General features: G+C 73.1%; 11 protein-coding genes. 6 read left to right on the top strand and 5 right to left on the bottom strand.

Features of this window, described 5'->3' with window-relative positions:
* Positions 1-5: 5 nt before the first annotated feature.
* Complete coding sequence (locus tag ACFYOP_RS25295) at positions 6-1040, bottom strand: endonuclease/exonuclease/phosphatase family protein (protein WP_356893393.1); 1035 nt, start codon at positions 1038-1040, stop codon at positions 6-8.
* A gap of 240 nt (positions 1041-1280) precedes the next feature.
* A complete protein-coding gene (locus tag ACFYOP_RS25290; RefSeq protein WP_356893395.1) occupies positions 1281-2015 on the bottom strand; it encodes a class I SAM-dependent methyltransferase in 735 nt (244 codons plus the stop codon).
* Positions 2016-2130: 115 nt separating this feature from the next.
* Here ACFYOP_RS25290 and ACFYOP_RS25285 point away from each other — a divergent pair, with 115 nt between their 5' ends.
* From ACFYOP_RS25285 to ACFYOP_RS25275, 3 genes are all read left to right on the top strand, one after another.
* Positions 2131-3195 (top strand): SPFH domain-containing protein, encoded by a 1065-nt coding sequence (locus tag ACFYOP_RS25285; RefSeq protein WP_356893397.1) that lies wholly within the window; start codon positions 2131-2133, stop codon positions 3193-3195.
* Complete coding sequence (locus tag ACFYOP_RS25280) at positions 3192-4091, top strand: hypothetical protein (RefSeq protein ID WP_356893399.1); 900 nt, start codon at positions 3192-3194, stop codon at positions 4089-4091. The genes ACFYOP_RS25285 and ACFYOP_RS25280 overlap by 4 nt, the downstream gene beginning before the upstream one ends.
* A 308-nt stretch (positions 4092-4399) precedes the next feature.
* A complete protein-coding gene (locus ACFYOP_RS25275; RefSeq protein WP_356893401.1) occupies positions 4400-5047 on the top strand; it encodes a DUF4360 domain-containing protein in 648 nt (215 codons plus the stop codon).
* A gap of 66 nt (positions 5048-5113) precedes the next feature.
* Here the strand turns inward: ACFYOP_RS25275 and ACFYOP_RS25270 are convergent, their stop codons facing one another.
* From ACFYOP_RS25270 to ACFYOP_RS25260, 3 genes are all read right to left on the bottom strand, one after another.
* Positions 5114-5917: an amino acid ABC transporter ATP-binding protein gene (locus ACFYOP_RS25270; RefSeq protein WP_356893402.1), complete on the bottom strand. Its 804-nt coding sequence runs from the start codon at positions 5915-5917 to the stop codon at positions 5114-5116.
* A 161-nt stretch (positions 5918-6078) separates the two neighbouring features.
* A complete protein-coding gene (locus tag ACFYOP_RS25265) occupies positions 6079-6909 on the bottom strand; it encodes an amino acid ABC transporter permease (protein WP_388452851.1) in 831 nt (276 codons plus the stop codon).
* Positions 6876-7736, bottom strand: coding sequence for an ABC transporter substrate-binding protein (locus tag ACFYOP_RS25260; RefSeq protein WP_388452848.1), 861 nt, complete (start codon positions 7734-7736; stop codon positions 6876-6878). The genes ACFYOP_RS25265 and ACFYOP_RS25260 overlap by 34 nt, the downstream gene beginning before the upstream one ends.
* A gap of 266 nt (positions 7737-8002) precedes the next feature.
* Here ACFYOP_RS25260 and ACFYOP_RS25255 point away from each other — a divergent pair, with 266 nt between their 5' ends.
* The 3 genes from ACFYOP_RS25255 to ACFYOP_RS25245 all read left to right on the top strand — a co-directional run bounded on the left by ACFYOP_RS25255 (position 8003) and on the right by ACFYOP_RS25245 (position 12573).
* Positions 8003-8449 (top strand): hypothetical protein, encoded by a 447-nt coding sequence (locus ACFYOP_RS25255; protein WP_356893406.1) that lies wholly within the window; start codon positions 8003-8005, stop codon positions 8447-8449.
* A gap of 121 nt (positions 8450-8570) precedes the next feature.
* Positions 8571-10898 carry a protein translocase subunit SecD gene (gene secD, locus ACFYOP_RS25250; RefSeq protein ID WP_356893408.1) on the top strand — a complete coding sequence of 776 codons (2328 nt, stop codon included), beginning with the start codon at positions 8571-8573 and terminating at the stop codon, positions 10896-10898.
* A gap of 400 nt (positions 10899-11298) precedes the next feature.
* Positions 11299-12573 (top strand): ricin-type beta-trefoil lectin domain protein, encoded by a 1275-nt coding sequence (locus ACFYOP_RS25245; RefSeq protein ID WP_356893410.1) that lies wholly within the window; start codon positions 11299-11301, stop codon positions 12571-12573.
* Positions 12574-12680 lie beyond the last annotated feature (107 nt).

The following is a 12680-nucleotide window of genomic DNA, read 5'->3' as shown; positions in this document are numbered from 1 at the left end:
CGGGGTCACAGGGTGATGCGGGCGGCGAGCGGCAGATGGTCGCTGCCGGTCGCGGGCAGCGACCGGACCTCGATCACCTGCGCCGACCGGGCCAGGATCTGGTCGATCCGTGCGACGGGGAAGGACGCCGGCCAGCTGAAGGCGAACCCCGGGCCCGCCACATCCACCTGAGCGAGCACCGGGTCGAGCCCCCGGTCGTCGACGGTGCTGTTGAGGTCGCCCAGCAGGATCACCCGGGACGGCTCCTCGGCGGCGAGGGCGGCGGCCAGCAGCCGGGCGCTCTCGTCACGCCAGGCCGAGCTGAAGCCGCCGCTCAACCCGAGGCGCACCGACGGCAGATGGGCGACGTGGACGGCGACCTCGGCCCGCGGGGCCGACACGGTGGCCCGCATCCCGCGGTTCCAGCCGGGGCCGATCCCGCGCGGCTTGATGTCCACCGGCCGTACGTCCTTCAGCGGGTGCTTCGACCACAGGCCCACGGTGCCCACGACCGCGTGGTGCGGAAGGTCCCGGGCGAGGGCCTTCTCGTAGGCGGGCAGCGCGGACGGCGTGACCTCCTGGAGGGCGACGATGTCGGGGCGTTCACGCAGCAGCGCCCGCGCGGTGCCGGCGGGGTCGGGGTTCACGTCGCTGACGTTGTGCTGCACGGCGACGAGGTCGGCCGGTCCGCCCGGCGGGGGCAGCAGCAGCGCGCCGAACAGTCCGAGCCAGGCGGCGGCCGGCAGCAGCACGGCGATCAGGGCCGTGACGGAACGGCGCAGCAGGGCGGCGACCAGCAGTACGGGGACGGCGAGGCCGAGCCACGGCAGGAACGTCTCCAGCAGACTGCCGAGCCTGCCGACGGCGTTCGGCACGGCGGAGTGGAGGGCGAGCAGACAGGCGACGAGCCCGGCGAGGACCGCGATCACGCGTCCGCGACAGAAACGGGAGCGCCCGCGGAGGTCCGGGCCCCACGCCCCCTTCGACGGGAGCCTGAGGCTCCTTCGCGGTGCGTCCGTTCCACTGCCGTCCCTGCCGTGTCCGGCCACGTCGTCGTTCATGTCCCCGCTGCTCCGTTTCCCCGTCGGACCGACGATCCTGCCAGCTCGGGATCGGGCCGCTGTCAGTGGCGGCCGATAGCGTTCGAGACGCGGGAGGTGCGGTTGCACCTGCTGGGGCCCGGGCAGCGGGCGCTGGTCAGCAGTGTGCCGGACGCCGGTACGGCTCAGGGGGACGAGGGAGCGCCCGACTCGTACCGGCATCTGCTGATGTCCGTGAAGCCGCGGGGGCGAGGCGGCGGGTCAGTCGTTCGCGGGTTTCCTGGCGACCACGAGGCGGAGTCGCGGGCTGCCGTCCGCGAGGTGGCCCAGGTCGGTCAACGGCCGCAGTTCCACGGCGAATCCGGCCTCACCGAGGTCCGCGAGCACTTCCGAGAGGGGGAAGGTGCGGTAGTACCTGACGAACGTCGGACGCCACAGGGCGTTGCGTACCCGCATGGCCACGTCGAAGCCGAGCAGCTTCCAGTAGAGCGAGGAGCCGGGTCCGGGCGGCGCGGCGACCGGGAAGGCGAAGCAGCCGCCGGGGCGGAGGGCTGCGTGGGCCCGGGCGAAGAGCGACGGGCGTTCGCGGGGCAGGAAGTGGCCGAAGGCGCCGAAGCTCACGGCCAGGTCGAAGACGGGCGCGAACGGCAGGGCCCGCGCGTCCGCCCGGACCCAGGAGACGGCCGGTCCGGCGGTCGTCGGCGCGGTGGCGGACGCCTCCGCGAGCATCCCGGCGCTGAAGTCGACGCCCACGGCCCGCTCACGGCAGACCTGCCGGAGCACCCTCATGCCCGCCCCGGTGCCGCAGCAGATGTCGAGGCCGGCACGGAAGGGGCCGAGCGGCAGCAGGGCGGCCGTCACGGCGTCGAGCAGCGCGTCCGACGTCCGGAAGGGGGTGCGGTCGAACTTGGGGGCGAGCAGGTCGTAGCCGTGCTCGATCGAGGAGAGCGCCTGCGCGGCGAGTTCCCGCAGCGTGGGGCCCCGGTCGGTGAACATCGCGGCCCAGCGTAGCGCCTGACGGAGCGGCGGAGGCCGACCCGCACTTTCGTCGTATTGACGATAAGTAGACGGGCCCTATATCGTCAGAGAGACGAAAAGAGGGGGTCCTGTCATGGCCGACATCACCGCACGTCTTGGCTGGCGCCATCTGCGCGCCGCGCCCACCGCCCATGTACGCCACCACCGGCGCGGGCGTCTCGCCCACGACGGGACGGGCCTCAGCTTCTGGTTCCGCGCGCTGACCGCCGCGCTGTCCGAGGTCCCGGTCGACGACCGCGAGCTCGCCGTGTCGTTCCACGCCCGCACCGCCGACTTCCAGGACGTCTCGGTGCAGGCCACCGTGACGTACCGGATCAGCGACCCCTCGACGGCCGCGGCACGGCTGGACTTCTCCATCGACCCCGACACCGGGGCGTGGCGCGCGGCGCCGCTGGAGCAGATCGCCACGCTGCTCACCGAGACCGCCCAGCAGCACGCCCTCGACGTACTGGCCCGCACGCCGCTCGCGGCGGCGCTCGCCGACGGCGTCGCGGCGGTCCGCGCCCGGATCACGGACGGGCTGGCCGCGGAGCCGCGGCTGCCGGCCACCGGCATCGACGTGGTGGCGGTCCGGGTCGTGGCGATCCGCCCGGAGCCCGAGGTGGAACGCGCCCTGCGCACCCCGGCGCGCGAGCAGATCCAGCAGGAGGCGGACCGCGCGACGTACGAGCGCCGGGCCGTCGCCGTGGAACGGGAACGCGCCATCGCGGAGAACGAACTCGACAGCAAGATCGAGCTGGCCCGCCGCGAGGAGCAGTTGGTCGAGCAGAACGGCACCAACGCCCGCCGGCAGGCCGAGGAGAGCGCGGCGGCGGACGCCGTACGCGCGGACGCGGAGGCGAAGCGCACGGTGCGCCTGGCCCGGGCGGAGGCCGAAGCGGCGAAGGAGGTCGGCGAGGCGCGGGCCGGGGCGCAGGCCGCGTGGCTGCGGGTGCACGGCGAGGTGGACCCGGCGACCCTGCACGCGCTGGCCGCCACCCGGCTCGCGGAGAACCTGCCGCGGATCGACAGCGTCACCCTCTCCCCCGACATCGTGACCGGCCTGCTGACCAGGCTCGGCGGACACCGCGGGGCGGACGGGCAGGACCGCGCGGGCGGACGCGGCTCCTCCACCGGACAGGGCGGCGGCCGGCCGTGAGTCTGGCCCCGCGCGCCGTCCTGGTGCACCGCGGCACCGAGTACGAGGAGCTGCTGGCCCGGCACGGGACCCACGGCCAGGCGGACTTCTTCCTGACCTCGCGCGGCCGCGGCATCCGCGAGGTGGCCGAGCGGCACCACCGTACGCGGCAGGCGCTGGCGGACGTGGCCGCCGCGGTGCCGCTGCAGTGGCGGCAGGCCCGGGTGGAGCGGCAGGACCTCGACCGGTTCCTGTTCGGCCCCGAGGACGTGGTGGTCGTGGTGGGGCAGGACGGCCTGGTCGCCAACGCCGCCAAGTACCTCACGGGCCAGCCGGTCGTGGGCATCGACGCGGAGCCGGGCCGCAATCCGGGAGTCCTCGTACGCCACCGGCCGCGGGACGCGCGGCGGTTGCTGCGCTCCGCCGTCCTGCCCGGCCGCACGGCCGACCAGCTGACCATGGTGGAGGCCGTCGCCGACGACACCCAGCGGCTGCCGGCGCTCAACGAGATCTGTCTGGGCCCGCCCGGCCATCAGACCGCCCGCTACCGTCTCGGCCACGAGAGCGACGGGCCGGACGCGGAGGCCCAGGCGTCGTCCGGGGTGCTGGTCGGCACGGGCACCGGCGCGACGGGGTGGCTGCGCTCGGTGTGGCAGGAGCGCGGCAGCCGGCTCACCCTGCCCGGGCCCACCGATCCGCGGCTCGTATGGTTCGTCAGAGAGGCCTGGCCGTCGCCCACGACCGGGACGACCAGGGTGGCGGGCGTCCTGGGGCCGGGTCAACGGCTGCGGATCACGGTGGAGTCGGACCGGCTGGTGGTCTTCGGCGACGGGATGGAGAGCGACTCGCTGAACCTGACCTGGGGGCAGTCGGTGACCCTGGGAATCGCGGACGCGTCGCTGCGGCTGCTGGACTGAGCCGCGGGGGCCGCGGGCCGCCCGGCGGCGGCCCCCGAATGGCCTGACATCGCTCTAGCCGCTCCCTTCACAGGTACCTACCATTCGACCAACTCCCGGTCTCCGCAGGCCGCGAGCACGGGCGCGTTTATGTCATGCCCATGACCGTTCAACAACTCCGGCATACGCGCCGCGGAACACGAGCTCGCTCCAGAGCGACTGGTCCGTGACGGCCGCGTCGCCCCGGCGGGCGGCCGCACCCCCCAACCGGCGGCAGGCACAGAGGTGCCCCGGCCGCCCGGCACCTACAGCAATGGATCGGAGTACCCATGACCGGTGGAATGCTGGTGAGCGGCGCGCTCGCCGCGCTGTTCGCCTCCGCGCTCCCCACCCACAGCCCCGCCGCCATCACCGACCCGCCGCCGGACAAGATCGTGATCGAGGTCGCGACGGTCAACGGCTCCGGATGTCCCGCGGGGACGGCCGCGGTCGCCGTCTCACAGGACAACACGGCGTTCACCGTGACCTACAGCGACTACCTCGCCCAGGCCGGCGGCGACTCCCCCGCCACGGCGTTCCGCAAGAACTGCCAGCTCAATCTGATCGTGCATGTGCCCCAGGGCTTCACCTACGCGATCGCGAGCGCCGACTACAGAGGCTTCGCCTCGCTGCAGCCGGGCGCGAGCAGCACGGAGAAGGCCTCGTACTACTTCCAGGGCTCGCCGAGCACCGCGTTCCGGTCCCACAGGTTCGAGGGCCCGTACGACGACAATTGGCAGGCCACGGACCAGACGGACTGGGCGCAGCTGGTCTGGGCGCCCTGCGGTGTGCAGCGGAACTTCAACATCAACACCGAACTGCGGGTCGACAAGGGCACGTCGGACCCGGCGAAGACGAGCTTCATGACCATGGACTCGACCGACGGTGACATCAGCACGATCTACCACATGGCCTGGAAGGAGTGCCCGGGCCGCTGATCCGGACAGCCCCGGCCGGGACTCCCCCACCCGGCCGGGGCGCCCCTCCCCGCGGGCTTCCGGCCGTCACAGCTCCTTGGCCGGGCCTTCGGACTCCGTGTCGTGCGGCGGCTCTGCCGCGGCCGGGTCCAGGATGCGCATCAGGAAGTCCCGGGTGCGCGGCTGCTGCGGGTCGCCGACGACCCGCGCGGCCGGCCCCTCCTCGACGATCACTCCGCCGTCCATGAACACCACCCGGTCGGCGACCTCCCTGGCGAAGCTCATCTCGTGGGTGACGACCATCATGGTCATGCCCTCGGCCGCCAGTTGCCGCATGACCGCGAGGACGTCGCCCACCAGCTCCGGGTCGAGCGCGGAGGTCGGCTCGTCGAAGAGCATCACCTCCGGGCCCATGCTCAGCGCCCGGGCGATCGCCACCCGCTGCTGCTGGCCGCCGGAGAGCTGCGACGGATAGGCGTCGGCCTTGTCGGACAGACCGACGCGCTCCAGGTTCCGCCTCGCCACCTCGGCGGCCTGCTCCTTGCCCCGGCCCAGCACCCGGCGCTGCGGCAGGGTGAGGTTCTCGGTGACGCTGACATGGGGAAAGAGGTTGAACTGCTGGAAGACCATGCCGATCCGGCGGCGCACGGCGTCGATGTCGACATCGAGGTCCGTGACCTCGGTGCCGCCGACGAACACCTGACCCGCCGTCGGCTCCTCCAGCAGGTTCACGCACCGCAGCAGCGTCGACTTGCCCGAGCCGGAGGGGCCGATCACGCAGACCACCTCGCCCCGGCCGATGTCGAGGTCGATGCCGCGCAGGACCTGGTTGTCGCCGAACGACTTGTGCAGGCCCCGGATCTCGATCTCCGGGCGGTCGGTGCTGTCCATGCTCCCGCTGCTCCTGCCACTCGTGCCGCGCGTGCTCGTGCCGCTCATGCCCGTCGCGGCGCTGCGGCCGCCGTTTCCGCTGTCACCGGCGTTTCCGCTGTCACCGCTGCCGCCGTCGCCCGCCTTCGCCGACGACCGTGGCCCGAACCGCATGCCGGCCGTCACCTGGCCTTGTCGGCGCGGGCCTCGAGGCGGCGCACCACGAAGCTGAGGGGCACGGTCACCAGGAGGTAGCAGAGTCCGGCCACGAGGATCGGTGTGGAGTTGGCCGTCTGACTCGCCAGGTCCCTGCCGAACTTCGTCAGCTCCCGCTCCTGGAGGGTGACTCCCAGGAACAGCACCAGAGAGGAGTCCTTGAAGAGCAGGACCAGTTCGTTGGTGAGCGGCGGGATGATGATGCGGAACGCCTGCGGGATGACGACGGACACCATGGCCCTGGCGTGCGAGAAGCCCAGCGAACGGGCCGCCTCCATCTGCCCCTTGGGCACCGCCTGGATGCCGGCGCGGATCGTCTCCGCCATGTAGGCGGCGGCGACCAGCCCGAGGCCGAGGGCGACCTTGCCGTAGGTACCGCCGGGGATCTCCGTGCCGGGGAAGGCCAGCGGCACGGCCACCCCGACGAAGATGAAGATCAACAGCGCCGGCAGGCCGCGGAAGATCTCGATGTAGACGCTCGCCACCCACCGGTAGGGGGCGACCGACGACAGCCTCATCAACGCGATGACCAGGCCCAGGACCAGGCCGAAGACGAAGCCGGACACCGTGTAGACCACGGTGTTGCGCAGCGCGATGGTGATGATGTGCGGAAACAGCTCGGAGGCGAGGTCCTTCTGCGCGAACTGGTTCTGCAGCCGGTCCCAGTCGGCCAGCAGGCCGATCGTGATCAGGACCGCGACGAAGATCGCGTACTGGACGGCCTGCGACACCCGCCGCCGCTGGCGGCGGGTGAGGCGTGAGGTCACGACTGGCCCTGGGGCAACGGACCGATCCACTGCTGGTAGAGCTTGTCGTACGTACCGTCGGCGCGGGCGTCCTTGATCGCCTTGTCGATGGCGGCCCGCAGCTTGTCGTTGCCCTTCTTCACGGAGAAGCCGTACTGCTCACCGGTCTCGATGTTCTGTCCGAGGACGAACCGGTCGGCGTTGGCCTTGTCCTTGAGCCAGCCCTGGACGACCGGGTAGTCGATGACGATCGCGTCGACCTGGCCGGTGCGCAGACCGTTCAGCACGGCGTCCGAGCTCTCGAAGGCGACCGGGTCGAAGCCCTGCCCCGTGGCGTAGCTCTCGCCGGTGGTCTCGGCCTGCGCTCCCAGCTTCTTGTTCTTGGACTTGACGTCGGCGAGCGACGTCACGCCGCTCTCCTTGGTGGCCAGCAGCGCCTGGGTGGCGTCGAAGTAGGGGACGGAGAAGTCCACGTTCTTCTTGCGCTCGTCCGTGATGGTCATACCGGCGGCGGCCAGATCGCATTCGCCGGAGTTGAGGAACGCGCCGGTCTTGAAGTTCTCGAAGGGGGTGTCTTTGATCTCCTGCTCCACCTCGAGGTTCTTCGCCACGAGGTCGACCAGCGCGACGTCGAAGCCGACGACCTCGCCGTCCCGCTCGAACTGGAAGGGCGGGTAGGGGAGGTGGGTGCAGGTGGTCAGCTTGCCCTTCTCCACCACGGGGACACCGCCCGCCGCCGTCCCCGGCCCGTCGTCGGAGGAGCCGCATCCGACGGCGAGGAACATCCCGGCAGCCATCGCGCCGGCGGTGGCGCGGACGCGGAAGCTGCTGCGGGGGGTGCGGTGGCCGCTGGCCGTCCCGAACACGGTGACCTCCATGGGTGGGGAGACGGGAGGCCGCAGCCCGCGACCGCCCGCCGCGATCGTAAGCCACGGGGCACGTGCTGCGGCGGAGCTCACCACCAGGAATGTCACGTCCTGGACCAGCGGAACACCGGGCCCGAGCGCCTCCCCGCCTGTTGCGCACCGGTTCGTGCCTGCGAACCACCGGCCGTCGGCCACAAGCCCGTTCAACTGGCCTACGCTGGGCGCGGCACACGTCCGGGCCCGGCCCGGTGACCGGCGATCGGTGCGGGAGGGGCGGCATGGGCGGACGGCTACGGCTCGCCCTCGCGACCTCCCTGGCGACGGCCCTCGCGACCTTCCTCGCGACCGCTCTCCCTGCGGCGCTGCTCGGTGTCTGGTCCGTGTTCCTCGTCCTCACCGGCACGGGCCCGGCCGCGGCCCACGTCTCCGCCGCGCCGGTCGCGGTGGCGCCCGCGGCCGTCCCGCACCCCGTCGCGTCGACACAGCGCCTCACGGACGGCGGGCCGCAGTCACGGCCCGCGGAGACCGTCCGGCAGCCGGCCGCCGTCGAGAACAGCGTGCGGCCGCCCGGTGCTCCGCCGGCCCTGCCCGGCGGTGACGCCGTCCGGTACGCCGAGCCGCCGCGCGGCGGTGAGACGGCCGGTCCCCGCCAGGAGCGGGCGCCGCCCTCCGGCCCGTACGACCCGCGGCACACCCGCGGGCCTCCCTCCACCCGGCACAGCTGACGTTTCCCGGCGTCCGCCGGCCGGTGCCGCGGCATGTTCGCGGCCCCCCGCGTGACGCCTCTTCCCTCGCGTCCTCGACCGCAGGCGCCGGGCGCGCCTGCGTGCTGCCCGTGGAGACCCCATGTCATCTCGTGCCACGTTCTGGCGGGCGCTGTTCGCGCTCACCGTGGTCGCCGTGTCCCTGTACGTAGCCCTGACCACCCCTGCCCGGCTCGGCCTCGACCTGCGGGGCGGGACCCGGATCGTCCTCGAGACCCGCGACTCCCCCACCGTGGAGGCCGATTCGGCCGCCACCGACCGGGCGATGGAGGTGCTGCGCCGGCGCATCGACGGACTCGGCGTCACCGAGCCCTCGCTCGCACGCTCCGGCGAGCGGCGCATCATCGTCGAACTGCCGGGCCTTCAGGACCCGCGCAAGGCGGCCGAGGCCATCGGCCGGACCGCGCAACTGACCTTCCACCCGGTCTCCGAAGCCTCCGCAGGGCCGGCGAGCGGCCCCGCGAAGGACGGCGCCCGGGTCCTGCCCGACCCCGAGGCTCCGGGACAGTTCCTGCGGATCGGCCCGCCCGCCCTCACCGGCGACGGCGTCGAGGACGCGGAGGCGGTGCTCGACACCCGGACCGGACGCGGCTGGACCGTCGACCTCTCCTTCCGGAGTGACGCCGCGAAGCAGTGGGCGAAGATCACCGGCGCGGCCGCCTGCGCGGCGCCGGGGGATGCGGCGCGCAGGGTCGCGATCGTCCTGGACGACCAGGTGGTGTCGGCACCGGGCATGGTGAGCAGCGTTGCCTGCGGCGCCGGCATCACGGGTGGTTCCGCGCAGATCACCGGCGGCTTCTCGGCCGAGGAGGCCCGCGAGCTGGCCACTTTGGTGAAGGGCGGCGCGCTGCCCGTGCCGGTGACCACCATCGAGCGGAGCACGGTGGGCCCGACGCTGGGCGCGGAGGCCATCCGGGCGAGCGCGCTGGCCGCGATCACCGGACTGGCCTGCACCGGCGTGTTCATCATGGTCGTCTACCGGCTGCTCGGTCTGCTCGCCACGGTGGCGCTCGCGCTGTACGGGCTGATCTCGTACGCCGCCGTCGTCGCGCTCGGCGCGACGCTCACCCTGCCGGGGCTGGCCGGGTTCGTGCTGGCGATCGGCATCGCCGTGGACGCCAACGTGCTCGTCTTCGAACGGGCGAGAGAGGAGTACACCCGGCCGACGGGCCGGGGCGGTTCCCGGCCGCGCGATCTGCGGCGTCCGTTGCGCGCCGGCTTCGCCAAGGCGTGGAGCGCGGTGGCCGACTCGAACATCACCACCCTGCTGGCAGCGGGGCTGCTGTTCGTGTTCGCCACGGGGCCGGTGAAGGGCTTCGGCGTGACCCTGGCCATCGGCGTGCTGGCGTCGATGCTGTCGGCCATGGTGATCACCCGCCTGCTCGCCGAGTGGGCGGTGCGGATGCCGTCCGTCCGGCGCCGGCCGGCCGTGACCGGCATGGCGACGACGGGGCGGCTGCGGGCGCGCCTCGCGGCGCGGACGCCGCGACTGATGCGGCACCGGCGGCGCTGGCTGGGGGTCTGCTCGGGGCTGCTGCTGCTCGCGGTCGCCGGGATCGGGGTGCGCGGGCCGGAGTTCGGGGTGGAGTTCACCGGCGGACGGGTCGTGCAGTACACGGCGGAGCGGTCCGTCGACGCGGACACCGCCCGTCGGGCCGTCGTCTCCGCCGGGTTCCCCGACGCCGTCGTGCAGTCCACCGACGGCGACGGGATCTCCGTACGCACCAAGGAGAGCGGCGACGACCAGCAGGAGCGGATCCGTGCCGCGCTCGACGGCGTCGCGGGGAAGGTCACCGTCGAGCGGGACGACCTCATCGGCCCGAGCCTCGGCAGTGAGCTGCGCCAGTACGCCCTGATCGCCCTCGGCGTCGCCGTCGCCGTCGCCGCCCAACTGCTGTATCTGTCGGTGCGGTTCCGGTGGACGTTCGCCACGGCCGCCGTCGTCGCGGTGGCGCAGGACGTGATCCTGGTGGTGGGCCTGTTCGCCTGGCTCGGCAAACCCGTGGACAGCGTCTTCCTCGCCGCGCTGCTGACCGTCGTCGGCTACTCGGTCAACGACACGGTCGTGGTCCTCGACCGGCTGCGCGAGCTGCGCCGGGCCGGCGGCTCGATCCCGCTGCCGGACCTGGCCGACCGGGCGGTCGCGCAGACCCTGCCCCGTACGGTCAACACCGGTATGGGGGCGCTGTTCGTGCTGGTCGCGCTGGCCGTCCTGGGCGGTGACTCGCTGGCCGACTTCTCCGTCGCCCTGATCGCGGGGGTGGTGGTGGGCATGGCCTCCACGGTGTTCACGGCGATGCCCGTCGCGCTGCTGCTCCAGTCCCGGCATCCGGAGGGGCGGGGGTCGGCACGGGCGACGCCTGCGAAGGAGCGTGCGCGGGACCGGGACCGGTCGGGCGCCGTGGTCTGAGGCGTGGTGCGGCGGTAACCCGCCGAGCCACCGCCGTCGCGGCGGCGAACGCTGCTGCGACGGCGGTGGCCGCGGTGGCCCGTGCGGGTGGGTCGGGCGGCCGCGGGCCGGTCAGTGGTGGGCCGCTGGGGCGGGGCCGCCCGCCGTGGTCGCGGCGGACGCGGAACCGGTGACGACGCGACTGCGGGACGACCGGGTCGCGCGGCGTTCGAGGGCGGCGGACAGCACGGCGAGCGCCAGGGCGGCCGCCGCGAGGAGGGCGCCGACCCAGCCGGGTGCCCGGCAGGTCCGTACCAGCCTCTTGACAGCAAGTTAGTTCACTTCTTAAATCACGTGGTGAACTAAGCTGTCATATCCCTGACAGAGCCCCTTCCTCCCCCCACCCTCGGAAGGGAGAGTCATGGACTCCCCCCGCTTCCCCCGCCGCCTCCTCGCGGCGGCCATGTCCGTCCTGGCCCTCACCGTCCTCGGCACCGGAGTCGCCGACGGCGCCCCCGCACAGCAGACCGCTTCCGACACCGTGCGACCCGCCGCCGAGGCGGCCGCCGTCACGTTCTCCGACGACTTCGACGGACCGGCCGGCGCCGCCGTCGACAGCGGCAAGTGGCAGATCGAGACCGGGGACAACGTCAACAACCACGAGCGGCAGTACTACACGGCCGGCAACCGCAACGCCGCGCTCGACGGCCAGGGCCACCTGGTCATCACCGCCCGCCGCGAGAACCCGGGCGACTACCAGTGCTGGTACGGGCGTTGTGAGTACACCTCGGCGCGGCTGAACACCGCGGGCAGGTTCACCACGACCTACGGCCACGTGGAGGCCAGGATGAAGGTGCCGCGCGGGCAGGGCATGTGGCCCGCGTTCTGGATGCTCGGCAACGACATCGGACAGGTCGGCTGGCCGGCCTCCGGCGAGATCGACGTCATGGAGAACGTCGGCTTCGAGCCGTCCACCGTCCACGGCACCCTGCACGGACCCGGCTACTCGGGCTCCGGCGGCATCGGCGCCGGCTACACACTGCCCGGCGGTCAAACCTTCGCCGACGCGTTCCACACCTTCGCCGTCGACTGGTCGCCGAACAAGGTGACCTGGTCGGTGGACGGCCAGGTCTACCAGACCCGTACACCCGCCGACCTCGGCGGCCGCCAGTGGGTGTTCGACAAGCCGTTCTTCCTCATCCTGAACCTGGCGGTCGGCGGATACTGGCCCGGCGACCCCGACGGCAGCACGGCCTTCCCGCAGCAGCTCGTCGTCGACCACGTCCGCGTCACCACCGGCGACAGCCCGGCGACGGGCGGCCCGATCACCGGGATCGGCGGCAAGTGCGTGGACGTGGCGGGCGCGAACACCGCCAACGGCACGCCCGTGCAGCTCTACGACTGCAACGGCACGGCCGCGCAGCGCTGGAGCGTGGGCGGGGACGGCACCATCAGGGCGCTCGGCAAGTGCCTCGACGCCGCGTCCGGCGGTACGGCCGACGGCACCCCGGTCCAGCTCTGGGAGTGCAACGGCACCGCGGCCCAGCGCTGGGACGCCAACGCCGCCCGCGACATCGTGAACCCTCAGGCCAGCAAGTGCCTGGACGCCACCGGCGACAGCGCGGCGAACGGGACCCGGCTGCAGCTGTGGACCTGCGGCGGCACGGCCAACCAGAAGTGGACGGTGACGCGATGACCGCAGGGAGCGGACGGGCCCCCTCTCGGCTCAGTTCCGCGTAGGGCACGCGCGGCCCGGGGCTCCCCGCCGCGCCGTCCGACCCCGGCCGCTCGCCGTACGGCGGG

The sequence above is a fragment of the Streptomyces sp. NPDC006294 genome, assembly GCF_042870895.1.
Taxonomy (GTDB): domain Bacteria; phylum Actinomycetota; class Actinomycetes; order Streptomycetales; family Streptomycetaceae; genus Streptomyces.
The sequence above is the reverse complement of the archived record's forward strand: the minus strand, read 5'-3'. Positions and strand labels throughout refer to the sequence as shown.

What these genes read in the sequence shown, in the direction of transcription:
- ACFYOP_RS25295 (WP_356893393.1), bottom strand. Translation starts at nt 1,040, where the DNA reads ATGAACGACGACGTGGCCGGACACGGCAGGGACGGCAGTGGAACGGAC.
- ACFYOP_RS25290 (WP_356893395.1), bottom strand. Translation starts at nt 2,015, where the DNA reads ATGTTCACCGACCGGGGCCCCACGCTGCGGGAACTCGCCGCGCAGGCG.
- ACFYOP_RS25285 (WP_356893397.1), top strand. Translation starts at nt 2,131, where the DNA reads ATGGCCGACATCACCGCACGTCTTGGCTGGCGCCATCTGCGCGCCGCG.
- ACFYOP_RS25275 (WP_356893401.1), top strand. Translation starts at nt 4,400, where the DNA reads ATGACCGGTGGAATGCTGGTGAGCGGCGCGCTCGCCGCGCTGTTCGCC.
- ACFYOP_RS25270 (WP_356893402.1), bottom strand. Translation starts at nt 5,917, where the DNA reads ATGGACAGCACCGACCGCCCGGAGATCGAGATCCGGGGCCTGCACAAG.
- ACFYOP_RS25260 (WP_388452848.1), bottom strand. Translation starts at nt 7,736, where the DNA reads ATGGAGGTCACCGTGTTCGGGACGGCCAGCGGCCACCGCACCCCCCGC.
- ACFYOP_RS25255 (WP_356893406.1), top strand. Translation starts at nt 8,003, where the DNA reads ATGGGCGGACGGCTACGGCTCGCCCTCGCGACCTCCCTGGCGACGGCC.
- secD (WP_356893408.1), top strand. Translation starts at nt 8,571, where the DNA reads ATGTCATCTCGTGCCACGTTCTGGCGGGCGCTGTTCGCGCTCACCGTG.
- ACFYOP_RS25245 (WP_356893410.1), top strand. Translation starts at nt 11,299, where the DNA reads ATGGACTCCCCCCGCTTCCCCCGCCGCCTCCTCGCGGCGGCCATGTCC.